At 64.6% G+C, this 21,422-nt stretch carries 22 protein-coding genes; 9 read left to right on the top strand and 13 right to left on the bottom strand.

All coding sequences use genetic code 11. The features are described 5' to 3' along the window. The first annotated feature begins 87 nt into the window (after positions 1 to 87). The 3 genes from Q7U29_RS04935 (at position 88) to Q7U29_RS04945 (ending at position 3,152) form a co-directional block, all read left to right on the top strand. Positions 88 to 1,125, top strand: a complete 1,038-nt coding sequence (locus Q7U29_RS04935) for a PrsW family glutamic-type intramembrane protease (RefSeq protein WP_304739212.1) — start codon at positions 88 to 90, stop codon at positions 1,123 to 1,125. Between the two features lie 120 nt (positions 1,126 to 1,245). Further along, positions 1,246 to 1,818 carry an HdeD family acid-resistance protein gene (locus Q7U29_RS04940; protein WP_304739114.1) on the top strand — a complete coding sequence of 191 codons (573 nt, stop codon included), beginning with the start codon at positions 1,246 to 1,248 and terminating at the stop codon, positions 1,816 to 1,818. 248 nt (positions 1,819 to 2,066) lie between these two features. Further along, a complete protein-coding gene (locus tag Q7U29_RS04945) occupies positions 2,067 to 3,152 on the top strand; it encodes a 3-deoxy-7-phosphoheptulonate synthase (RefSeq protein WP_304739116.1) in 1,086 nt (361 codons plus the stop codon). 58 nt (positions 3,153 to 3,210) lie between these two features. Here the strand turns inward: Q7U29_RS04945 and Q7U29_RS04950 are convergent, their stop codons facing one another. From Q7U29_RS04950 to epmA, 4 genes are read right to left on the bottom strand one after another with little or no spacing between them, the layout of a single operon-like run. Then, the gene (locus Q7U29_RS04950) at positions 3,211 to 3,462 is read right to left on the bottom strand and encodes a hypothetical protein (RefSeq protein ID WP_304739118.1); all 252 of its coding nucleotides are present in this window, start codon (positions 3,460 to 3,462) and stop codon (positions 3,211 to 3,213) included. A gap of 16 nt (positions 3,463 to 3,478) precedes the next feature. Next, on the bottom strand, positions 3,479 to 3,694 hold the full coding sequence (locus tag Q7U29_RS04955; RefSeq protein ID WP_304739120.1) for a hypothetical protein: 216 nt from the start codon (positions 3,692 to 3,694) through the stop codon (positions 3,479 to 3,481). A 4-nt stretch (positions 3,695 to 3,698) separates the two neighbouring features. Next, a complete protein-coding gene (locus Q7U29_RS04960) occupies positions 3,699 to 4,811 on the bottom strand; it encodes a lysine-2,3-aminomutase-like protein (protein ID WP_304739122.1) in 1,113 nt (370 codons plus the stop codon). Continuing rightward, positions 4,808 to 5,860, bottom strand: a complete 1,053-nt coding sequence (gene epmA / locus Q7U29_RS04965; RefSeq protein WP_304739124.1) for an EF-P lysine aminoacylase EpmA — start codon at positions 5,858 to 5,860, stop codon at positions 4,808 to 4,810. The genes Q7U29_RS04960 and epmA overlap by 4 nt, the downstream gene beginning before the upstream one ends. Before the next feature lie 138 nt (positions 5,861 to 5,998). Here epmA and efp point away from each other — a divergent pair, with 138 nt between their 5' ends. After that, positions 5,999 to 6,565 (top strand): elongation factor P, encoded by a 567-nt coding sequence (efp, locus tag Q7U29_RS04970; protein WP_304739126.1) that lies wholly within the window; start codon positions 5,999 to 6,001, stop codon positions 6,563 to 6,565. A 109-nt stretch (positions 6,566 to 6,674) separates the two neighbouring features. Then, on the top strand, positions 6,675 to 8,240 hold the full coding sequence (locus tag Q7U29_RS04975; RefSeq protein WP_370691697.1) for a M23 family peptidase: 1,566 nt from the start codon (positions 6,675 to 6,677) through the stop codon (positions 8,238 to 8,240). 17 nt (positions 8,241 to 8,257) lie between these two features. Here Q7U29_RS04975 and Q7U29_RS04980 read toward each other — a convergent pair whose 3' ends face one another. Beyond that, positions 8,258 to 8,737, bottom strand: a complete 480-nt coding sequence (locus tag Q7U29_RS04980) for a carboxymuconolactone decarboxylase family protein (protein WP_304739128.1) — start codon at positions 8,735 to 8,737, stop codon at positions 8,258 to 8,260. Between the two features lie 53 nt (positions 8,738 to 8,790). Between Q7U29_RS04980 and Q7U29_RS04985 the strand changes: the two genes are divergently transcribed. Further along, positions 8,791 to 9,378 carry a MarR family winged helix-turn-helix transcriptional regulator gene (locus tag Q7U29_RS04985; RefSeq protein ID WP_304739130.1) on the top strand — a complete coding sequence of 196 codons (588 nt, stop codon included), beginning with the start codon at positions 8,791 to 8,793 and terminating at the stop codon, positions 9,376 to 9,378. 56 nt (positions 9,379 to 9,434) lie between these two features. Next, positions 9,435 to 10,667: a lytic murein transglycosylase gene (locus tag Q7U29_RS04990; protein ID WP_304739132.1), complete on the top strand. Its 1,233-nt coding sequence runs from the start codon at positions 9,435 to 9,437 to the stop codon at positions 10,665 to 10,667. Positions 10,668 to 10,685: 18 nt separating this feature from the next. Here Q7U29_RS04990 and Q7U29_RS04995 read toward each other — a convergent pair whose 3' ends face one another. From Q7U29_RS04995 to Q7U29_RS05030, 8 genes are all read right to left on the bottom strand, one after another. Continuing rightward, complete coding sequence (locus Q7U29_RS04995) at positions 10,686 to 11,495, bottom strand: SDR family NAD(P)-dependent oxidoreductase (RefSeq protein ID WP_304739134.1); 810 nt, start codon at positions 11,493 to 11,495, stop codon at positions 10,686 to 10,688. 31 nt (positions 11,496 to 11,526) lie between these two features. Continuing rightward, positions 11,527 to 13,368, bottom strand: coding sequence for a single-stranded-DNA-specific exonuclease RecJ (recJ, locus tag Q7U29_RS05000; protein ID WP_304739135.1), 1,842 nt, complete (start codon positions 13,366 to 13,368; stop codon positions 11,527 to 11,529). A gap of 62 nt (positions 13,369 to 13,430) precedes the next feature. After that, the gene (locus tag Q7U29_RS05005; protein ID WP_304739137.1) at positions 13,431 to 14,150 is read right to left on the bottom strand and encodes a haloacid dehalogenase type II; all 720 of its coding nucleotides are present in this window, start codon (positions 14,148 to 14,150) and stop codon (positions 13,431 to 13,433) included. A 37-nt stretch (positions 14,151 to 14,187) separates the two neighbouring features. Beyond that, positions 14,188 to 14,637: a GNAT family N-acetyltransferase gene (locus Q7U29_RS05010; protein WP_304739139.1), complete on the bottom strand. Its 450-nt coding sequence runs from the start codon at positions 14,635 to 14,637 to the stop codon at positions 14,188 to 14,190. 8 nt (positions 14,638 to 14,645) lie between these two features. After that, the gene (gene glpX, locus Q7U29_RS05015) at positions 14,646 to 15,644 is read right to left on the bottom strand and encodes a class II fructose-bisphosphatase (protein ID WP_304739141.1); all 999 of its coding nucleotides are present in this window, start codon (positions 15,642 to 15,644) and stop codon (positions 14,646 to 14,648) included. A gap of 78 nt (positions 15,645 to 15,722) precedes the next feature. Next, positions 15,723 to 17,042, bottom strand: coding sequence for a homoserine dehydrogenase (locus Q7U29_RS05020; protein WP_304739143.1), 1,320 nt, complete (start codon positions 17,040 to 17,042; stop codon positions 15,723 to 15,725). Between the two features lie 80 nt (positions 17,043 to 17,122). After that, positions 17,123 to 18,343 carry an LL-diaminopimelate aminotransferase gene (locus Q7U29_RS05025; protein ID WP_304739145.1) on the bottom strand — a complete coding sequence of 407 codons (1,221 nt, stop codon included), beginning with the start codon at positions 18,341 to 18,343 and terminating at the stop codon, positions 17,123 to 17,125. A 187-nt stretch (positions 18,344 to 18,530) separates the two neighbouring features. Then, the gene (locus Q7U29_RS05030) at positions 18,531 to 18,821 is read right to left on the bottom strand and encodes a hypothetical protein (protein WP_304739146.1); all 291 of its coding nucleotides are present in this window, start codon (positions 18,819 to 18,821) and stop codon (positions 18,531 to 18,533) included. A 274-nt stretch (positions 18,822 to 19,095) separates the two neighbouring features. On the opposite strand from Q7U29_RS05030, the gene Q7U29_RS05035 reads away from it, so the two are divergent. Further along, entirely contained in the window at positions 19,096 to 20,913 is a 1,818-nt protein-coding gene (locus tag Q7U29_RS05035; RefSeq protein ID WP_304739148.1) for an alpha/beta hydrolase, read from the top strand. Positions 20,914 to 20,987: 74 nt separating this feature from the next. Further along, the gene (locus Q7U29_RS05040) at positions 20,988 to 21,386 is read left to right on the top strand and encodes an MAPEG family protein (RefSeq protein ID WP_304739150.1); all 399 of its coding nucleotides are present in this window, start codon (positions 20,988 to 20,990) and stop codon (positions 21,384 to 21,386) included. The last annotated feature ends 36 nt before the right edge of the window (positions 21,387 to 21,422 follow it).

Genomic DNA, 21,422 nt, shown 5'->3' on the forward strand with positions numbered 1-21,422 from the left:
GGAGCTGGGAGCTCGGGTCTCACAACCTCCGGAATCTCGAAGAAGCTCCATCCGCTGATCCTCATCACACCGGCTCCCGCTCCGCAGATGCTCCTCCTCCAAGCCCTCCCCACCGTCATCGGCACCGCCGCAATCGCGCCGGCGCTCCTGATCCTGTGGCTTGTGATCGCCGCCGGCGAGCGGCCCGGCCCGCCCGCCCGGGTCTGGACCGCCTTTCTGCTCGGCGCCGCCAGCATTTCGCTGCTCGGCCTGGTGCGGAAGCCGCTGATGTTGCTGTTCGCGGTTCCGGAGCACCCTGGGCTCGCGCAGGCGCTGCATTCGATCCTCGGGATCGCGGCGCCCGAGGAGATCGTCAAAATTCTCGTCATCGTCGCGGTCACGACGCGGCGCCGGCCGGGCTCGGACCCGATGGACCCCGTGGTCTATGGCGCCGCCGCCGGCCTCGGCTTCGCCGCCTACGAAAATCTCGCCTACCTCGTGCAGCACCAGGAGATCTGGCGGTCGCTGGCCGCGCTGCGCAGCGTCCTCACCGTACCGTTCCATGGCGCGCTCGGCATCATCGCCGGCGCCTATATCGCCATCGCCCGATCCGGCACGGCGCTCGGCGCCAACCGGCACAACCGCGACTGGGCGCGGATCTCCAGTTGGACACTGGTACTGCTGGCACCGCTGACGCTGCACGCCGCTTTCGACTTCCCGCTGCTGACGCTGCAGCAAAATCCGGACCTGGTATCGTCCACCCGACTTGTTCTGGGCGCCACCAGTCTGCTGATCGGCTTCGGCACCATCGGCCTTGCGATTCGGCTGGTGCGGAAGGTCGGCCGCCATCACGCGCCGCGCACCGAAGTCGCGCGCGAGCGGCTCAGCGAACTCAGGCGGATGTGGGCGCTGCTGGTGCTCGGCGGCGGCGCCGGCTTTGCCGGCCTCGCCTTCGTGCTGACGTCGATCCATCAATGGTTCGTCAATCCCGACCGCAACCCTGCGCTGGTCCTGGTCCCGATCGGCCTCATCGCCATCCTGATCGGCGCAGCACTGCTGGTAGCGACCAGCGCGGTCTATATTCTCGGCCGCAATCGCATGCGCGAGACGGCCGAGGGGTTTTCGTCCGTGCCTAACCAGGGTTGAGCCGGATTGGCGGCGACCTTGATCTCGCGCAAGCGATGACATCAACAAATCTGTCCCACTGCCGCCGCCGCAAGCTATATTGCTGAAGTCATCCCGGCGTGCAGGCAAGGAAAGACCCTCATGACCCTTCCCGAGGATATCACCAGGCTGCAATCCGAAATGGGCGCTGCGGTCCGCGCGCATTGGAAGGCCTTTCTGGTCGAAGGGATCCTGCTGGCGATCCTGGGATTGGCGGCGATCGTCGTGCCGCCGCTGGCGAGCCTTGCGGTCACCATTTTCCTCGGCTGGATGTTTGTAATCTCCGGCGTCGCCGGCCTCGCGCTGACATTCTGGGCCCGGCAGATGCCGGGCTTCTGGTGGTCGCTGATTTCGGCGGCGCTGGCGGTCGGCGCCGGCATCATCCTGCTGGCCAAGCCGGCGCAGGGCATTCTCACCCTCACCATCGTGGTCGGAGCCTATTTCCTCGCCGAAGGCGTCGCCACCATCATGTACGCGCTGCAGCACCGCCGCGAATTGTCGGAGCGCTGGAGCTGGATGGCGTTCGCCGGTGCGCTGGACATCCTGATATCGGCCATGATCATCATGGGCTTGCCGGGCTCGGCGGAATGGGCAATCGGGCTTCTGGTCGGCATCAACCTGCTGTTCGGCGGAGCGTCGTTGATCGGGATGGCGCTCGCCGCGCGCAAGAGCTGATCGAGGACTGATCCGGACCGCTGTCCGCGGTCCGTTTTTTTGGATGACACGACATCAGGCATGCGCTATGAGAGCGCCCATGATCACCGTCGCCACCAGCAACTATTGGTATTTTAGCTTCGACAGCTCGCTGGCGGTGGGAGGATCACGCTCAATCTGAAGAATTGCAGCAAGAAGTCCGAACAGCCGCCGCCTGATCTGGCGGCTTTTTTTTGGCCGGCAGGTCCCTCAAAACAGGAGCCATAGCCGTGTTGAGCACCACAGACGACCTTCGAATCGACGAAATAAAAGAGCTGAGTACGCCGCAAGAGGTCATGCACGAAATTCCGCGCACCCTGACCGCGACGCGCGTGGTGACGGCATCGCGCAACGCCATCCACGCCATCCTGAACGGGTCCGACGACCGCCTTCTGGTCGTCGTCGGTCCCTGTTCGGTGCACGATCCCGTCGCCGCCGTGGAGTACGCCACCCGCCTCGCCGCCTTGCGCGACCGGTTGTCCGATCGGCTGGAAATCGTCATGCGCGTCTATTTCGAGAAGCCGCGCACCACGGTGGGGTGGAAGGGACTGATCAACGATCCCGACCTCGATGGCAGCTTCGACATCAACAAGGGCCTGCGCCTCGCCCGTAACGTTCTGTCCGCCGTGAACAATCTCGGCCTGCCGGCGGCAACGGAATTCCTCGACGTGGCGACGCCGCAATACATCGCCGATCTGGTGGCGTGGGCGGCGATCGGCGCGCGCACCACCGAAAGCCAGATTCATCGCGAACTCGCTTCCGGATTGTCCTGTCCGGTCGGCTTCAAGAACGGCACCGACGGCAATGTGCGCATCGCCGCCGACGCGGTGAAGTCGGCGTCGCATCCGCACCATTTCATGGCGGTCACCAAACGCGGGCGCTCGGCGATCGCGGCGACCTCGGGCAATGAGGACTGCCACATCATCCTGCGCGGCGGCAGCCGGCCGAATTACGACCAGGCCAGCGTCGCTGCCGCCTCGGCCGAACTGGCACGCGCCGGCGTGGCACCGCGGATCATGATCGACGCCAGTCACGCCAACAGCAGCAAGAAGCCGGAGAACCAGCCACTGGTCGTTGCCGATATCGCGGGACAGGTCTCCGACGGCGATCAGCGCATCGTCGGCTTCATGATCGAGAGCAATCTGGTGGCGGGCCGCCAGGATGTGGTGCCCGGTATTGCGCTGACCTATGGGCAGAGCATTACCGACGGCTGCATCGACTGGCAGACCACGGTGCCGGCGTTGAACCTGCTGGCCGACGCCGTTACGGCGAGACGGGAAGCGCGGCGTCACCAACTTCGGGAGCTGTCGGCATAGGCAATTGACCGTCAGCGGGGCGCACTGTCCGCGCCCTGCTACCTGCTCTGTCCGTGGCCTAGCAGCCGCGGCAGATGCCCTTGATCTTGCGGTCGAGGATGGCGTTTTCCTTGCTGAGCAAATCGTTCGGATCGTTCAGGTTCTTCTCCGAAGGCACATCGCTGGCGCGCGGCTGGCGGTGGCCGATCGGGGCTTCCCGCGGCGGATTTTTCGTCGCGGTGGATGATCCGCCGCCGGTTCCGGTCTGTGCGATCGCCGCCGGACTGCCGATCAGGATCAGCAGCGCCGTGGTCGTGATCAACTTTCGCATCTTGCTTCTCCTGTTTCTATCGCACCCGTTCCGGGACTTCGATCGTTGCACAATTGCGGCGCCCCTGGGCAGCACAGTCCTGAACCTTTCGCACGTCCGCCATGGTGCCGAGCAGCCAAACTCCCGCTCCCACCAGCACGGCGAGAAAGCCGAGCAGCACGGCGTTCTCGACGTTGCGGTTGTCCTCCTCTTCCGGCGGCTCCGGCCTCGTCGTTTCTCCGTCGGTCGCCATTGGATTACGGCTTCGGAGGATAGAGATGAACGTCCCCGCAATAATCCACCACACGATAGCGCGTTTCGGCGCCGGGTTCATCTTCCGATGCGGAGTTTTCCTGCGACAAGTAGCTCGGTCCGACCGGGGATTTGCCGTGGCCGCCGGGAATATCCAGCACGTAGTCCGGCTGGCACAGGCCGGACACCCGCCCCCTTAAAGTTCGAATCAATTGCTGCCCTTGCTCGATCGTGGTGCGCAGATGCGCCGTGCCGGGCGCGAGGTCGCCGTGGTGCAGGTAATAGGGTTTTATCCGGCATTCGACGAACGCCCGCATCAGCGCTTCCAGCGTCACGGAATCGTCATTGACGCCGCGCAGCAACACGCTCTGGCTGACCATGGGAATGCCGGCATCGACGATCCCGGCGCAGGCGGCGCGCGCCTTGCCGGTCAGTTCGCGCGGATGGTTGGCATGCAGCGCAACCCAGGTCGCAGCTCCCTTGACCTTCAGCGCCGCAATCATCTCGTCGCTGATGCGCTGGGGTTCGGCGACCGGCACCCTGGTGTGAATGCGGATAATCCTGACGTGATCGATCGCAGCCAGATCCGCCATGATTTCCGCGAGCCGCCGCGGCGACAGCATCAGGGGATCGCCGCCGGTCAGGATCACTTCCCAGATTTCGGAATGCGCGCGGATATAGGCCAGCGCATTGTCGTAGGCGCCTTGCGAGAGCGCGCTCGCCTTGCCCGGCCCGACCATTTCGCGGCGAAAACAGAAGCGGCAATACACCGCGCAGACGTGAACGAGCTTGAACAGCACCCGGTCGGGGTAGCGATGAACGATGCCCGACACCGGCGAATGCGCGTGATCGCCGATCGGATCGGCGCTCTCGTTCGCCTGCACGACCAATTCCTCGGCGCTCGGAATGTACTGCCGCGCGATCGGATCAAGGGAATCGTCGGGGTCGATCAAGGCGGCGATATCAGGCGTCACCGCCACCGCGTAGCGTGCCGCCACCTTCTGCAGATCGGCAAGATCCTCCACCCGGACGAGGCCCTGGGCGACCAATTCCGTCACCTCGCGCAAGGTCGCGGCCGGTTTGAAATTAATGCTGCTCTGGAATTTGATCCTGTTCATGCCTCACCTGCCGGTGGCGTCCACACCACCTGATCGACCCGCAAGGCGCCGCTCGCCAGCATCACCAGCCGGTCGAAACCGAGCGCGACGCCGCTGGCCTGCGGCATCTGCCCGACCGCGGCGAGGAAATCCTCATCCAGCGGATAGCGCTCGCCGTAGCGCCGCTGCTTTTCATCCATCGCTTCGGCGAAACGATGGCGCTGTTCGGGCGCGTCGGTCAACTCGCCAAAACCATTGGCGAGTTCGACGCCGCAGGCATAAATCTCAAAGCGCTCGGCGACCCGCGGATCGGATGGTTTGGTCCGCGCCAGCGCCGCCTCCGGCGCCGGGTATTCGAACAGCACGGTCAGCCGCCCCTGCCCCAGTCTCGGCTCGACATGCTCGACCAGTACCTTGCTGAAGATGTCGGACCAGGTGTCGTCATCCGATATCCGCACCCGCACGTTTGCTGCAGCCGCCAACGCGGCGCGATCGCCGCGACCGTCCGCGATGGTGGCGAGCAGATCGATGCCGGCAAAACGCTCGAACGCCGCCGCGACCGTCAGCAGCTCTGGTTCGGCGAAGGGATCGGCCATCTTGCCGCGGAACGAAAACTGCCCGATGCCGGTGGCCTGCGCCGCATGCGCAATGATGACGATGCTGTCGGCCATGACGGCATCATAGCCGGCTTCGGCGCGGTACCATTCCAGCATGGTGAATTCCGGCAGATGCAGGTCGCCGCGCTCGCGGTCCCGGAATACCCGCGCCAATTCGAAAATCCTGGTTTCTCCGGCCGCCAGCAATTTCTTGCAGGCGAATTCCGGCGAGGTCCGCAGATAGCGGCTGACGCGCTGGCCGTCGGCGCGGGTGAGATCGGTGCGGGGCGCATGCAGATGGGTCTCATTGCCAGGCGAAACCTGCAAAATCCCGGTCTCGACCTCCGCAAACCCCTGCTCGTCGAACCAACCGCGCACGGCCCTTGTAATCGCGCTCCGCGCGGTCAGAAACGGCCTGACGTCGGCGTGGCGCGCGGGCGTCCACCAGGGCGAAATCCGGTCGGTTTCGGCCATCAGCGGACCGCCTCATCCGGCCGCAAATTGCTGGCATCAAGCGGCAAAATCAGTATGTTGCAGCCCGAAACCGCCTCAACGGCCCCGGGACGCCCTTGTCCGGATCGGGCCGGGGCCAGAATATCAGGAAAAACAGCCTTGAAAGTCATCGCCAGTTCTATTCGCAAGGGCAACGTCATCGAGCAAGACGGCAAGCTTTACGTGGTTCTTACCGCCGAGAACATCCACCCCGGCAAGGGAACTCCGGTCAGCCAGATCGAAATGCGCCGAATCAGCGACGGGGTGAAGGTTTCCGAGCGCTACAAGACCACGGACCAGGTGGAGAAGGCGACCATCGAGGACCAGAACTTCAATTACCTCTATGAAGACGCCGACGGCTTCCACTTCATGAATAACGACAATTACGATCAGGTTCAGGTGCCCAAGGACGTGATCGGAACCGCCAAGGCCTTCCTGCAGGAAAACATGACCGTCAAGCTTTCGCTGCACGGCACCACCCCGGTGGCGATCCAGATGCCGCAGCGCGCGACGCTGGAAGTCGTGGAAACCGAGCCGGTCACCAAGGGCCAGACCGCGTCGTCTTCCTACAAGCCTGCCATCCTTTCCAACGGCTTGCGCACCAACGTGCCGCCGCATATCGGCGTCGGAACCCGCATTGTGGTCATGACCGAGGACGGATCCTACGTCGAACGCGCCAAGGATTAGGCGGAGATCAGGCGGCTCAATACTGGCGCCGGGGGGCGAAGCATTGGCTACGAAGGCTGTCCGGTTCGTCACGCGTTGGCTGGCATCTCTCGTTTTGCTCCCGGCCGGCATGGCTGTTGCCCTCGCCGATGAGTTCCGGACGCCGGCGGTTTCGGCCGTGCGCATCGAATGGCGTGTGGCCCTCGACCAGCTGAGAACCGAGATCAACAGCCGGCCGGCGGTCGCATCCACCTTCACCTTTTCCGGCCAGCGGCGGCTGCCGGCCTACGATCCGCGCACCATGCCGGCGCTGCTGCAGTTGAACGCGGTGACCTCACCGATCTTCACCGGTATCGGGCGAAGCCGGGTGCCGGTGCTGCTACCGTTCGACACCGCGGCGTTTCTCGAGACCCGCCTGGGCGGCGGGCCGGCCAGCCTGTCGCTGGCGCGCTTTCAGGCCGACTTCCGGCCCGCCGACCTGTTCGACGCCGGTCCCGCCGGCTACGACGCGGTGTTCTCGCTCGAACCCGGCGCCGGCGACGGCATGCCGCAGCGAACCTTTGCAAAGCCGGTCGAAGTGCAGATCACCGGCTCGAGCCTGATCTACGACATCAGCGATCCCCTCGGCGGCAAGGGCGAGCCGGTCAAGTCGCTGATGGCGGAATTCCCCGACCTGCGCCGTTTCATCCGGGAAGGCTATGTGCGCTATGCCTTCACGCGCTTCGGCGTTCCCTATGTGGTGTCGATCCAGTGCCTCGACTCGACGCCGCGGCCGCGGCGGCTGGCCTGCCGCGAGGCCTATCCGGTCGCCGAACGTTTCCTCAAAGCGCTGCGCGTCGCCGGCGGCCTGCCCTCGCGGCCCCGCATGGACATGCCTTCCGGTGTCGCCGAACGGCCGTTGCAACGCTCGCCTGATTTCAGCTATCGGCCGGCCGGCGATATCATTGCCAACACCGGCTTCCGCAAGCAGGGCGGACGCGCCGACTTCACCGCCTATTCGCAAATCCGCTTTCCGCTTGAAAAGGCCCCGGCCTTTGCCCATTCGCAGTCCTTCATGAAGCGCAGGGCGCGCGAGAAGAGCGACGAGCCGGCCGGCGGCAATTCCGGTTACAACGGCGGCTATCCCTGGCAGGACAATTTTTGCGAGGCCCGCAGTTTCGGCGTCGGCCAATGCGCCGGCGGCTTTGGCCACCAGGGGCAGGATATCCGCGCCGGCGAATGCGCGGGTGTCGGCGAAGGCAGCGACAAATGCGATCCCAGGCAGCAGGGAGTGGTCGCAGTTCGCGACAGCGTCGTGATCCGCTCGCCGAAGCAACAGGCGGTAACGCTGCAGGTCAACAGCCGCACCGAACATATCCGCTTCCGCTACATGCACATGAACCCGGTGAGCCTCGATGCCGACGGCGTCCTCAACGGGCGCCTCGTCGCGGAAGGCGAGAAATTCGGCGTGGTCTCGAACTTTCTCGACTTTCCCAACGGCACCAGCCGCCATCTGCATTTCGACGTGCAGGTGTTCACGCGCGACGGCTGGCTCTGGGTCAATCCCTACGTCACCCTGATCTCGGCCTATGAACGCCTGATCCGTGGCCGCGGGCGCGAAACCGGGCCCCAGGCGCCATCGGCATCTGCCGTGGCGCATGCCTTGCCGGAGGATGTGCTTCGTCACATCGATGCCAAGGAAGGCAGCGAGAACTGATCGCCGAGAACTGATGGCTATGACGCCGCGGCCTTCGGCGCCGATGGCCGCGCCGGCGGGGTCCAGCGATAGCTGGCGCCGAACCTGTTCCAGACATTGATCGACGCGATCGCGGACGTCAGATAGGTCAGCTCCTTCTCGGAAAACTCCGCACTCGCCTGCGCGTAGATTTCATCGCTGACGCCGCCGGCCAGCAATGTCAGCGCTTCGGTCCATGCCAAAGCCGCGCGTTCGCGCGCCGAAAACAGCGGCGCTTCGCGCCACACCACGACGAGGTTGAGCTTGTCGGCCGACAGGCCGAGCTTCTCGCCTTGCAGGATATGATACTGCACGCAGAAGGCGCAGCCGTTGATCTGCGAGGCGCGCAACTTGATCAGCTCGAGCAGCTGCTGGTCGAGTCCGGCCTTGGCGGCGAACTGGCCGAGCGCGAGCACCGCGTCAAAGACATCCGGCGCCAGCGCCTTGAAGTCAGCGTATTCGCTGCGGGCATGTGACATCTTCAGTACCTCATGTTATCAGTGCTCTGATTTATTATAAGAGCACTTATATCATGCGCAAGATCAGAACGCCGGCAAAATCGCGCCCGGTTCGGAAGGCGCCGAAACGACGAAAATCGGGCGCCGCGTCAAAATCGGCCCCGCGCCGGCAAAAATCCGCGCCGGCTCCCGATCGCGCCGGCGTCCGCCCGCCGCCACCGGGCAAGGGCAAGCGCGGCGAACAAGGCCACCTCGCCTATTTGCTGCGGCAGGCCCAGGCCGCGACCCGGCTGACGCTGGAACGACGGCTGGCCGATCTCGGCGTCACCCCGCCGCAATTCGCCGTCCTGACCATGCTGCGGGCTTATCCCGGGCTGTCGGGCGCGGATCTCGCCCGGGTGTCGCTGCTGACCCCGCAGACCGTCGGCGTCATCATGCGGAACCTGGAACGCGACGGCGCCATCCGCAAGACGCAGCACCCCGTTCATGGCCGGGTGCTGCAATGGACGCTGACCCGCCGCGGCGGCGCCCTGCTCGACCAGTGCCGCCGTCCCGTCCAGGCGCTGGAACGACGGCTGATCGCGGGGCTCGGCGCCAAGGCGCAAGCCACGGTGCGGCGCTGGCTGTCCAAAATTGCCGCAGACCTGCAGCAGGATCGCTAGTTCCAGCGGCGCATTGACCTCTGCCGCGCCGCCTCCCTGGCCGGTAGAGTGCCCCGATGAAACATTCTGATTCTCTTGGTACCCCGACCCGCCGCACGCTGCTGCGATCGACCCTCGGCGCCGGCGCCCTGCTCGCGCATCCCCTCGCAGCGTTTGCGGCACCACCCGGCTTCGAGCAGTGGCGCGACGGTTTTCGCGCCCGCGCGCTGGCAAAGGGCGTTTCGGACGCGACCTACACCCGCGTGATGGGCCGCATCGAACCCGACATGTCCGTGTTCAAACAGATGGCGAAGCAGCCCGAGTTTCACGAGCAGATCTGGCAATACGTCAACCGCCGTGCCTCGGACTGGCGCATCACCGCCGGCAAGGAAGCCCTGCGCAGGAACGAAGCGCTATTCACCCGGATCGAACAGGATTTTGGCGTCGAGCGCGGCACGCTCCTGGCGCTGTGGGGCGTCGAGTCCGCCTATGGCGATCCCCTGGTGCAACAGAACCATATGCGCCCGATATTTCCCTCGCTGGCGGCATTGGCCTGGAACGAACCGCGCCGCCGCGCCTATTGGGAAACCGAACTGATCAACGCGCTGAAGATCGTCGATCGTGGCTGGGGCACGCCGGAGGAAATGCGCGGCTCATGGGCCGGCGCAATGGGCCATACCCAGTGGATGCCGGAAGTCTGGCTCAATGTCGGGACCGACTACGACCGCGACGGAAAAGTCTCGCCATTCGGCAAACCGGACGACGCACTCGGCTCCAGCGCGCGCTATCTGCTCAATCGCGGCAAATATCGCCGCGGCGAACGTTGGGGCTATGAGGTGCGCGCGCCGGGCGCGGCCGCCAGCGGCAACCGCACCTATGCGGCGTGGGCCAGCGCCGGGGTGACGCGCGCCGATGGCCAGCCATTCCCGCAACCGAACGCATCGGCGCAGATGTGGGTGCCGGTCGCAGGCGGCCCGGCGTTCCTGCTCGGTCCGAACTTTTATGCGGTGCGCAGCTACAACCCCTCGATGAACTATGCGCTGGCGATCTGCCATCTTGGCGACCGCATCCTGGGCGGCCCACCCTTCATCCAGCCGTTCCCCGGCTCCGAGCGGGTCATGACGCTCGCCGAGGTGCAGGAGATGCAGACCCGTCTGACCAAGGCTGGTTTCGACACCGGCGGCACCGACGGCCGTGTCGGCAACGACACCATGAAGGCGGTCAAGGCCTATCAGACCAAGATGGGACTGCTGCCCGCGGATGGCTACGGCGGATTGAGGGTGCTGGCGCGTTTGCGGCAGGGACCGTGACGGCAGCCGCGGCTCTTCTCACCCCTGCCTTACCGCCCCACCCGCATTCATGCCGCCGTCGATCACGAGTTCCGTCCCCGTGACGTAGCGCGAGGCATCGGATGCCAGATACAGCACACCGCTGGCGATTTCCACGGCATGGCCGACGCGGCCGAGCGGCGCCGCCAGTCTCGCGCGTTCTTCCGCATCGATCGGGGCATTTTGCCCGCTGCCCGATGCTTCCGTCGGAATCTTGCCCCAGATCGGCGTGTCGATGATGCCGGGATGCACCGAGTTGACCCGGATACCGTCGCCAAAGGACGCGCACTCCATCGCGATCGCCTTGGCGAACAGCCGCACGCCGCCCTTGGTCGCACAGTAGCCGGCCAGCGTTTGCGCGCCGCGCAGGCCCGCCAGCGACGACATCATGATGATCGAACCGCCGCCGGTCCGGCGCATCAGCGGCAGCGAGTGTTTTACCGACAGGAATACGCCGTCGAGATTGATCGCGGTCTGCCGCCGCCAGTCTTGCAGCGACATGTGCACGATCGACGGTACCGATATTCCAATGCCGGCATTGGAGACCAGGATATCGAGCCGGCCATAGCGTTTCCCGACGTCGGCGACCACTTCCTCCCAGCGCGGCTCGCTGGTCACGTCCTGATGCAGGAACACCGCCTCGTGTCCGGCCTTCTTGATGCCGGCGACAATCTCGGGGCCCTTGAGATCATCGATATCGGTGACGACGACCCTGGCGCCTTCGCGCGCCAGCAACTCGGCGACCGCGGCACCAATGCCGGACGAACCGCCCGTGACCAGCGCTACCTTGCCTGCAACCTGCCCCGTCATTTCCACTCCCGTTGTTATCGTTATTGTTGGTCTACCGGATCATCGCCGGACCCTGATCCGGCACCGCAACGTCGATCACGCGAAACTGCACCCGCTCGGTGCCCTGCCAGCGGTCGACCGCGAGCGATCCCGCGACATGCAAGGGCTGGCCGCGATGCTGGACGAGCGCATTGCCGAGCTTTTGTCCGATCGAGCGAAACGCGATGCCGTTGACGATGGCGCCATCGCCGGATTTGAACCGCAGCCGCAGATGCGCCTGGCCGACTTCATCGGCATAAACAAGCTGGTGCGACGGCAGCGCCACCACGGGCTCGGGATTACCGCTGCCGAACGGGCCCGCGCGATTGAGCGTAGCGGCGAAATCCGGGGTCACGCTGCGCGCGCTGACCGCGCCATCGATGAACAGCTCGTTTTCGTGGCGCGAATTGGCGACGTCGGCGGCCAGCGCGCTTTCCATATAGGCGCGGAACTCCGCCAGTCGCTCCTTGCGCAGCGTGACGCCGGCGGCCATGGCGTGACCGCCGCCCTTCATCAGCAGCCCTTCCTTGACCGCCTGACGCACCGCCTTGCCGAGGTCGACGCCGGAGATCGAGCGGCCAGAGCCGGTGCCGATTCCGCCCGGCTCCAGCGCAATGGCAAAAGCCGGCCGCGAGAATTTTTCCTTCAGGCGTGACGCGACGAGGCCGACCACGCCGGGATGCCAGCCTTCCGATGCCGTGACGATGACCGCACCCTTGTCTTCCAGCCCGAGCGAGGCCAGCGCTTCGGCTTCGGCCTGCGCCTCCGCCATCTGCTCGATGACGCGGCGCTCGATGTTGAGGCGGTCGAGCTCGGCGGCGATCCGTGCGGCTTCCGAAATATCGCCTTCCAGCAGCAGCCGCACCCCGAGATCGGCACGCCCGATCCGCCCGCCAGCATTGATGCGCGGCCCCAGCATGAAACCGAGATGCCAGGCCTCGGGCGGGCCGTTCAGCCGCGACACGTCCATCAGCGCGGTGAGTCCGACATGATCGCGCCGCCGCATCGCGATCAGGCCCTTGGCCACGAAGGCGCGGTTGAGACCGGTCAGTGGCGCGACGTCGGCGACGGTGCCGAGCGCGACGAGATGCAGCATGCCGAGCAGATCGGGTTCCGGCATTTCACCGGTCCAGAACCCCCGCGCTCGCAGTTCCCGGTTGACCGCGACCAGCGTCACCAGCACGAGACCGATCGCGGCGAGATGACCAAGGCCGGAAAGATCGTCGGGCCGGTTCGGATTGACCAGCGCGTCGACCTCCGGCAATTCGTCGCCGGACTGGTGATGATCGATCACGACCACGGACATCCCGAGCCGCCGAGCTTCGGCCAGCGGCTCAAGGCTGGTGGTGCCGCAATCCACCGTCACCAGCAGCGTGGCGCCCTTGCCCGCGAGCATGCGGATGGCTTCGGTATTGGGGCCGTAGCCTTCAAATATCCGGTCGGGAATATGAATCAGGGGGTCGAGCCCGCAATGGCGCAGATGCCATGCCAGCAGCGCGGCCGAGGTGGCGCCGTCGACATCGTAGTCGCCGAAGATCGCAACCTGCTCGCGCCGCGTGGCGGCATCCGCGATGCGTTTGGCGGCGGCTTCCATCTGGGTCACGGTGTAGGGATCCGGCATCATTTTGCGAATGGTCGGATCGAGAAAATCCTGGACCTCGTCGAGTTCGACGTCGCGCCCCGCCAGCACACGCGCCAGCATTTCCGGCAATTGATAGCGCTGCGCAATCGCCAGCGCCCGTGCCGCGCCGCGGGCATCGAGCCGGTCGCGCCACAGTTTTCCGGTCGCTGAACGCGCGACGCCGAGAAACGCCGGCGGCGCTTCGACGGGCAATGCGGATGCGGGGAGCGTCATGATGCCTTCAATGACTGAGCACGGAGCGCGCCGCTGCAATGATTAACTGACGCTACGGGGCGCTAACAGCCCATTCGATCGGCTATCCCGTTAAAATCCGCGGCGACGATGTCCCAGTTGCCGGTCGCCTCGAAATCGTATTTCTGCAACGGGCCGTATTCGGTCGGCCGCGCCACGAAGGCGGTCTTCAATCCCAGATTCTGCGCGGCCTTCAAATCCTGGTTGTGCGCGGCCACCATCATCACCTGCTCCGGCGCCAGGCCAAGCAGTCTTGCGGCACCGAGGTAGGTTTCCGGGTCGGGCTTGTAGTGCTCGAACAGTTCGGCCGACAGAATCAGGTCCCAGGGCATCCCGGCAAACTTCGCCATATTGGTCAGCAGCGCCACATTGCCGTTCGACAAAGGCGAGATGATGTATTTCGTCTTCAGCCGCGTCAGCCCGGACACAGTGTCCGGCCAGGCATGAAGCCGGTGCCAGCCCATGGTGAGGTAGTGCAGGTCAGCCTCGTTCAATCCGGAAATCCCGAACTGCGCGACCAGCTTTTCCAGCGACTGCCGGTGCAGCGTATCCAGGATCATGTAGCCGCGTTCGGGATGTTTTCTGACCTCATCCATGGAGGCGGCATAGACCGCCCGCCAGCCGTCGACCAAAGCGGTCCAGTCGGCCCTGATGCCGCGGGTCTCCGACCATTTTGTAAAGTCGTTGATCAGGCTGGTGCGCCAGTCGACGCAAGTACCGAACACGTCGAACACCAGCGCCTTGACCGCCGAAACACTGGACATGTCCACTCCCTGTTTTTTGTTCTTGACCGCGCCGCGTCTAGAGCACCTTGCGGTATTGGATGAATCCGAGATTGTCGGCAACCCCGTCGTACAGCGCACGCGCCGTTGCATTGTCCGATTGCGTCAGCCAGTAAACGCGGCTGGCGCTGGCGGCCCCGGCCTTGGCGTAAACCGCCTCGATCAGCGCCCGTCCGAGCCCTCGGCCCCGTGCCGTCTCGGCGACGAACAGATCTTCCAGATAGCAGTATCGGTGTGGCGCCCAGGTCGAACGGTGAAACAAATAGTGGGCGAACCCCGCCAACTCGCCGTCGACATAGCCGCCCAGCGCAAACATCGGCTCGTCCGGATCATGAAATCGCATCCAGGCGAGATCGCTGACATCCTGCGTCAGCGCCGTCTTGTAGAAGGCGAGATAGCCCGCCCATAGCGGATTCCACGCTTCGCGCTCGTCTTCACCAACCGGTCGTATCAGGACAGTACCGGTCATGGCGTTGCTCAGTCGAGGTGGAATTTTTCGAGCTGGCGGTGTTCGGCCTTGATGTAGCGGACAGTGCCCGTGACCGAGCGCATGACAACGGTTTCGGTCTCGATCACGCCCTTGCGGAATTTGACGCCTGACAGCAGCGAACCGGTGGTGACCCCGGTCGCGGCGAACAGGCAGTCGCCCTTCACCATGTCCTCGATGCCGTAGATCATGCGCGGATCCTTGACCCCCATTTTGTGGGCGCGCTCGCGTTGCTCCTCGGTATCGAGAATGAGCCGGCATTGCATCTGGCCGCCGATGCAGCGCAGCGCAGCCGCAGCCAGCACGCCTTCGGGCGCGCCGCCGGTGCCGATATACATATCCACCCCGGTGTTATCGGGATCGGCGCAGTGGATCACGCCGGCCACGTCGCCGTCGGTGATCAGACGCACCGCCGCACCGGTGCCGCGCACCTCATGAATAATGTCGGCATGGCGCAGGCGATCAAGCACCAGCACGGTGATCGCGGAAGCATCGACGCCCTTCGCCTTGGCCAGCCGGCGAACGTTGTCGGCGGGCGAGGCGTCGAGTTCGACGACGCCCTTGGCGTAACCCGGACCGACCGCGATCTTCTGCATGTAGACGTCGGGCGCATGGAGCAGCGTACCGCCATCGGCCATCGCCATGGTCGCGATCGCGCCCGGCATGTTCTTGGCGCACAGCGTGGTGCCTTCGAGCGGGTCGACGGCGATATCGACCTTCGGGCCGGCATTCATGCCCACCTTCTCGCCGATGAACAGCATCGGCGCCTCGTCGCGCTCGCCCTCGCCGATCACGACGGTGCCCTCGATCGGCAGCTTGTTGAGCTCCCGGCGCATCGCGTCGACCGCGGCCTGGTCGGCCTCTTTCTCCTTGCCGTGGCCGCGCAGCCTTGCCGCCGACACCGCCGCGCGCTCCGTCACCCGCACGATCTCGAGCGTCAGGATGCGCTCGAGCAGCAACTGCGGCGGAACAGAAATATGTGTCGACATTGGCAAACTCCCTAAGACGTCACTGCGGGTCTGGCGACCCGTACCATCGTTTCACGCATTGTCCGTTCGGACGCCGCGTCAGTTCTTTTCGATCCGTATCACCTGCGGCCGGCCGCTGATCACCTTGTCGCGCTGCACCGCCTGCAGCGCGCGATAGACCGCGTCCTCGCTGGTGGCGTAGGTAATCAGGATGACCGGCACCGGCGAAGCTTTCTTCGTCGCAGCGCCGACGTCAACACCATCGGGGTGGCGCTGCACGATCGACTCCAGCGAAATTTTCTGCTCGGCCAGCCGGGTGGCGATGGTGGCGGCAGTGCCGGCGAGATCCCGCGCCATCAGCCGGATATAGTAGCCGCCCTCATGGCGCTCCATCGGCGCCTTTGTGGTCGCGCGCAATTTCTTGACCGGGCGTCCGAACGGATTGGCGCGGATGCCGCGCGCGACATCGGCGATGTCGGCGACCACGGCAGAAGCGGTCGCAGCGCCACCGGCGCCGGGACCCACCAGCGTGATCGGTGGAATGCCCTCGCCGTCGATGGTCACCGCATTGGTGACGCCCATCACCTGCGCGATCGAGGACGATTTCGGCACCATGGTCGGATGCACGCGCTGTTCGATGCCCTTGGCGGTCCGCACCGCGACCCCGAGCAGTTTGACCCGGTAGCCCAGCTCTTCCGCGGCGCGCAGATCTTCCGGCGCGATCGAGGAAATGCCTTCGACATAGACCGAGCTCTGCGCCACCTTGGTGCCGAAGGCGAGACTGGCCAGAATGGCGAGCTTCTGAGCGGTGTCGTGGCCGTCGACGTCGAACGACGGATTGGCCTCGGCATAACCGAGCCGCTGCGCGTCCTTCAGGCATTCGGCGAACGAAAGCCCCTCCTGTTCCATCCTGGTCAGGATGTAGTTGCAGGTGCCGTTGAGAATGCCGTAGACGCGGTTGATGCCGGTGCCGGCCAGACCCTCGCGCAGGGTTTTTATCACGGGAATGGCGGCGCCGACCGCCGCTTCAAAATTCAGCGCGCCGCCATGCTTTTCGGCCGCATTCGCCAGCCGCAATCCGTGCCTGGCGATCAGCGCCTTGTTGGCGGTCACCACCGATTTGCCGGATTTCAGCGCCGCCTCGATCGCCGCCAGCGCGGGATCGCCGGAGCCGCCCATCAACTCGACGAAGCAATCGATGCCGGGATCGTTGGCCAGCGCCAGCGGGCTCTTGGCCCATTCGACGCCGCGCAGGTCGAGCCCGCGCTTCTTCACCTTGGAGCGCGCGGTGACCGCGACCACCCGCACGCCGCGTCCGCAGCGCGCCGACAAGATCCGGCCTTGCTGCTCGATGAGACGGACGACTTCGGCGCCAACAGTGCCGAGCCCCGCAATACCCACTTTCAAGGGTGCGACCATGACCGGAAAAACCTGAAAGAGAAACTCAAACTAGGCATGACCTTGTCCGAAAACCGGAAGTCCACTTTTCGGGGTCATGCCTACCGCCGGTTGGCGAGAGGAACCACGTTGTGCAACGTTTCAAGCCCGCTTTCAAGGAAGCGGCGCACGCCGCGGGCGGCCTGGCGGATCCGCTGCTCGTTTTCCACCATGGCGATGCGGACGTACCCCTCGCCGTGCTCGCCGAAGGCCACCCCTGGCGACACCACCACGCCCGACTTCTCGACCATCAGGGTCGCGAACTGCATGCTGCCGACGTCACGGAACGCCTTGGGCAGCGGCGCCCAGGCGAACATCGAGGCCGCCGGCGCGGGAATGTCCCAGCCGGCGCGGCCGAAGGAATCCACCAGCGCGTCCCGGCGCTTGCGGTAGGTGTCGCGCATCTCGCGGATGCAGTCGTCGGGACCGTTCAATGCCGCGGTCGCCGCCACCTGGATCGGCGTGAAGGCGCCATAATCGAGGTAGGACTTAACCCGCGCCAGTGCTGCGATGATGCGCTCGTTGCCGACGGCGAAGCCCATGCGCCAGCCGGCCATCGAGAATGTCTTCGACATCGAGGTGAATTCGACGGTGACGTCGATCGCGCCGGGAACCTGCAGCACCGAGGGCGGCGGATTGTTCTCGTCGAAATAGACCTCGGCATAGGCGAGGTCCGACAGGATGAAGATCTCGTGCTTCTTGGCGAACGCCACCAGATCCTTGTAGAAATCGAGGCTCGCGACATAGGCGGTCGGATTGGAGGGATAGCAGACCACCAGCGCCAGCGGCTTCGGGATCGAATGGATGATGGCGCGCTCCACCGCCTCGAAGAATTGCGGCGTCGGCTCCGATGGAACCGAGCGGATCACGCCGCCGGCCATCAGGAACCCGAAAGCGTGGATCGGATAACTCGGATTGGGGCACAGAATGACATCGCCGGGCGCGGTGATCGCCTGCGCGACGTTCGCAAACCCCTCCTTCGAGCCCAGTGTGGCGACGATCTGGCTTTCCGGATTGAGTTTCACGCCAAAACGCCGGCCATAATACGCCGCTTGCGCCTTGCGCAGGCCGGTGATGCCGCGCGAGGCCGAATAGCGGTCGGTCCGCGGCTTGCCCAGGGTTTCCTTGAGCTTTTCGATCACATGGGGCGGCGTCGGAAGATCGGGATTGCCCATGCCGAGATCGATGATGTCGGCCCCGGCATTCCGTGCGGCTGCCTTGGCCCGGTTGACCTGCTCGAACACGTAGGGCGGCAGACGGCGGATGCGGTAAAATTCTTCCATCGGTCTCATAGCTCCGGAACCGGGTCGCGGCAGGGATCAGCAGCATGGCTTGCAGCACCGCGGACTCGATTCCGCGCAGAAAGCCCGCTCGATCAATGATTTAGAGCAAATTCCGCGCCAAACCGTTGAATCGGGATTGTTTTACCACGCGAGCCCGGCTGCGCCAGCCGTAATAGCGAAAATCAGCTCACTTTGCGGCGGAGTTCTTGGCGGCGGTGGAGGCCTGCTGGTCCCGGGCGGCGGCCAACTCGCGCAGCGCCTCCGCCTGCTGCGCCGGCCCCATCGCGGCCTGGTCGCGATCGGGAGGCAAGTCGTGAACCGGAAGATAGACGCCGGCCTCCTTCGGCCGCGCGGGGGCATCCGCCGGCGTGCCGACCAACGGCATATCCGCGATCGATGTCGCGCAGCCGCCGAGCGCCAGCGCCGACAGCAACAGTGCTGCCGCCGTCGCTGCCATGATGTGCCGATCGATCGCCATCCGCTGAGGAAATCCCCGCCTCACCCGTGCCGCTGGTATGAGCCTTGCAGCGGCAATACGTCAAATTCTTCTTCTGATCCGGCTCCGTCGTTCAAACCTTTGTCGCCCGAAACGATTAAAGCCGAAACAGCAAAGCCCAGCGTTGGGGCCTCAATATGTCGGAACCAAGAATTTTATCGCACTGCAGCGGGTGCAGTGCGGGAGGTTAACCCCTAATTCCTCCGCGCCGATTACGCGCGGTGACGAACCGGAAATGAACCTATAGTGTCGTCCCATGAGTGAAGTCGCCACCGAGACCCAAGTCGAGACTCAAGTCCCGAAAAAATTCGATCCCGAAGCCTTCGCGATGAACCTTGCGAAGGCGATGGAGAGCAGCGGCCAGGCGCTAGCGGCCTATCTGAAACCGCGCGAGAACGGCGAAGCCAGGGACAAGCCGCCCAACGAACTCGGCGAGGTGGTGAAGACATTCTCCGCGGTCGCGGAATATTGGCTGTCGGACAAGGAGCGATCGGCAGACCTGCAGGCCAGGATCGCCAAGGCCTATATCGATCTGTGGGGATCATCGGCGCGCCGGCTTGCCGGCGAAGCGGCGAAGCCCGCGATCGAGCCCTCGCCGCGCGACAAGCGGTTCAAGGATCCGGAGTGGAAATCGAACCAGTTCTTCGATTTCGTGATGCAACTCTATTTGCTCACCACGCAGTGGGCGCAAGATCTGGTGCGCAACGCCGATGGCCTCGACGCGCACACCCGCAAGAAGGCGGAATTCTACGTCCAGCAGATCACCAACGCGCTGGCGCCGTCGAATTTCGTCCTCACCAATCCGGAAGTGCTGCGCGAGACGCTGGCCTCCAGCGGCGACAACCTCGTTCGCGGCATGAAGATGCTGGCGGAGGATATCGAGGCCGGACATGGCACGCTGCGGATCCGTCAGTCCGACCCCGCCAATCTCGCGGTCGGCGTCAATATGGCGACGACGCCGGGCAAGGTGATCTTCCAGAACGAGCTGATGCAGCTGATCCAGTACACGCCGACGACGGAAACCGTGCTGCGCACGCCGTTGCTGATCGTGCCGCCCTGGATCAACAAGTTCTACATCCTCGATCTCAAGCCGGAGAAGTCCTACATCAAGTGGTGCGTCGACCAGGGCATCACCGTGTTCGTGATCTCGTGGGTCAACCCGGACAAGGCACTCGGCAAGAAGACCTTCGAAGACTACATGAAGCAGGGCCCGCTCGCGGCGATGGACGTCATCGAACGGGTGACCGGCGAGATGAAGGTTCACACCGCCGGCTATTGCGTCGGCGGCACCCTGCTCGCCTCGACGCTGGCATGGCTGGCGGAAAAGCGCAGGGTGCGGGTGACATCCGCCACCTTCTTTGCCGCCCAGGTCGACTTCACCCATGCCGGCGACCTCCTGGTGTTCGTCGACGAAGACCAGGTCTCGGCGCTGGAGCGCGACATGCAGGCCTCCGGCGTGCTCGAAGGCAGCAAGATGGCGATGGCCTTCAACATGCTGCGTTCCAACGACCTGATCTGGTCCTATGTCGTCAGCAACTACCTGAAGGGACAATCACCCTCCTCGTTCGATCTGCTGCACTGGAACTCGGATGCGACGCGGATGCCGGCGGCGAACCATTCCTACTATCTGCGCAACTGCTATCTGGAGAACCGGCTGTCCGCCGGCAGCATGGTGCTCGACAACACACTGCTCGACCTGTCGAAGGTGAAGGTGCCGGTCTACAATCTGGCGACCCGCGAGGATCACATCGCACCGGCGGAATCGGTGCTTTACGGCTCGCAGTTCTTCGGCGGTCCGGTGAAATACGTGCTGTCGGGGTCCGGCCATATCGCCGGCGTGGTCAACCCGCCGGCGTCGGGAAAATACCAGTACTGGACCAACGACAATATCAAGGACACCACGCTGGCGAACTGGCTCAAGGGCGCGCAGGAGCACAAGGGTTCGTGGTGGCCGGACTGGCGCCAATGGCTCGAAAGCATCGACGCCGAGACGGTTCCGGCGCGGCCGGTCGGCTCCGAGGCGATGCCGCCGATCGAAGACGCGCCCGGCAGCTACGTCCGTGTTCGCGCGTAGCGCAATCTTCCGCGATTAGGCTATAACCATCCCGGCCCCGTGGCCCGGATTCGCAATTGAGTGAGGGGGAACCTATGACGCGTGAAATATTCTGGCTGACGCTGACGGTGATTTTGACCGGCGTGATGTGGATCCCCTACGTGCTCAACCGCTGCCAGATTCGCGGCCTCTCCGGCGCGATGGCCAATCCGTCGCGCAACGACAAGCCGCATGCCGAGTGGGCCAATCGCATGATGTTCGCGCATGACAACGCGGTCGAGAACCTCATCATCTTCGCGCCGCTGGTGCTGATCCTGGCGCAGATCGACTATTCGACGAAATGGACCGTATATGCCTGCGCGGTGTATTTCTGGTCCCGCGTCGCCCATCTGATCGTCTACACGATCGGCTTGCCGGTGTTCCGCACGCTGGCCTTTACCGTCGGCTTCTTCGCCCAGGTCGTGCTGGCGCTGGCGATTTTCCAGCTGGTATAACTCGTGTCCCGGACGCGGTGCCGCGCGGTGCGCTGC

The sequence above is a fragment of the Bradyrhizobium sp. genome (assembly GCF_030654605.1).
Lineage (GTDB): Bacteria > Pseudomonadota > Alphaproteobacteria > Rhizobiales > Xanthobacteraceae > Bradyrhizobium.

Excerpts from the sequence above, each read along its gene's own strand:
- Q7U29_RS04935 (WP_304739212.1), top strand. The coding sequence starts at position 88 with ATGCTCCTCCTCCAAGCCCTCCCCACCGTCATCGGCACCGCCGCAATC.
- Q7U29_RS04940 (WP_304739114.1), top strand. The coding sequence starts at position 1,246 with ATGACCCTTCCCGAGGATATCACCAGGCTGCAATCCGAAATGGGCGCT.
- Q7U29_RS04950 (WP_304739118.1), bottom strand. The coding sequence starts at position 3,462 with ATGCGAAAGTTGATCACGACCACGGCGCTGCTGATCCTGATCGGCAGT.
- Q7U29_RS04955 (WP_304739120.1), bottom strand. The coding sequence starts at position 3,694 with ATGGCGACCGACGGAGAAACGACGAGGCCGGAGCCGCCGGAAGAGGAG.
- Q7U29_RS04960 (WP_304739122.1), bottom strand. The coding sequence starts at position 4,811 with ATGAACAGGATCAAATTCCAGAGCAGCATTAATTTCAAACCGGCCGCG.
- epmA (WP_304739124.1), bottom strand. The coding sequence starts at position 5,860 with ATGGCCGAAACCGACCGGATTTCGCCCTGGTGGACGCCCGCGCGCCAC.
- Q7U29_RS04975 (WP_370691697.1), top strand. The coding sequence starts at position 6,675 with ATGGCTGTTGCCCTCGCCGATGAGTTCCGGACGCCGGCGGTTTCGGCC.
- Q7U29_RS04980 (WP_304739128.1), bottom strand. The coding sequence starts at position 8,737 with ATGTCACATGCCCGCAGCGAATACGCTGACTTCAAGGCGCTGGCGCCG.
- Q7U29_RS04985 (WP_304739130.1), top strand. The coding sequence starts at position 8,791 with ATGCGCAAGATCAGAACGCCGGCAAAATCGCGCCCGGTTCGGAAGGCG.
- Q7U29_RS04990 (WP_304739132.1), top strand. The coding sequence starts at position 9,435 with ATGAAACATTCTGATTCTCTTGGTACCCCGACCCGCCGCACGCTGCTG.
- Q7U29_RS04995 (WP_304739134.1), bottom strand. The coding sequence starts at position 11,495 with ATGACGGGGCAGGTTGCAGGCAAGGTAGCGCTGGTCACGGGCGGTTCG.
- recJ (WP_304739135.1), bottom strand. The coding sequence starts at position 13,368 with ATGACGCTCCCCGCATCCGCATTGCCCGTCGAAGCGCCGCCGGCGTTT.
- Q7U29_RS05005 (WP_304739137.1), bottom strand. The coding sequence starts at position 14,150 with ATGTCCAGTGTTTCGGCGGTCAAGGCGCTGGTGTTCGACGTGTTCGGT.
- Q7U29_RS05010 (WP_304739139.1), bottom strand. The coding sequence starts at position 14,637 with ATGACCGGTACTGTCCTGATACGACCGGTTGGTGAAGACGAGCGCGAA.
- glpX (WP_304739141.1), bottom strand. The coding sequence starts at position 15,644 with ATGTCGACACATATTTCTGTTCCGCCGCAGTTGCTGCTCGAGCGCATC.
- Q7U29_RS05020 (WP_304739143.1), bottom strand. The coding sequence starts at position 17,042 with ATGGTCGCACCCTTGAAAGTGGGTATTGCGGGGCTCGGCACTGTTGGC.
- Q7U29_RS05025 (WP_304739145.1), bottom strand. The coding sequence starts at position 18,343 with ATGGAAGAATTTTACCGCATCCGCCGTCTGCCGCCCTACGTGTTCGAG.
- Q7U29_RS05030 (WP_304739146.1), bottom strand. The coding sequence starts at position 18,821 with ATGGCGATCGATCGGCACATCATGGCAGCGACGGCGGCAGCACTGTTG.
- Q7U29_RS05035 (WP_304739148.1), top strand. The coding sequence starts at position 19,096 with ATGAGTGAAGTCGCCACCGAGACCCAAGTCGAGACTCAAGTCCCGAAA.
- Q7U29_RS05040 (WP_304739150.1), top strand. The coding sequence starts at position 20,988 with ATGACGCGTGAAATATTCTGGCTGACGCTGACGGTGATTTTGACCGGC.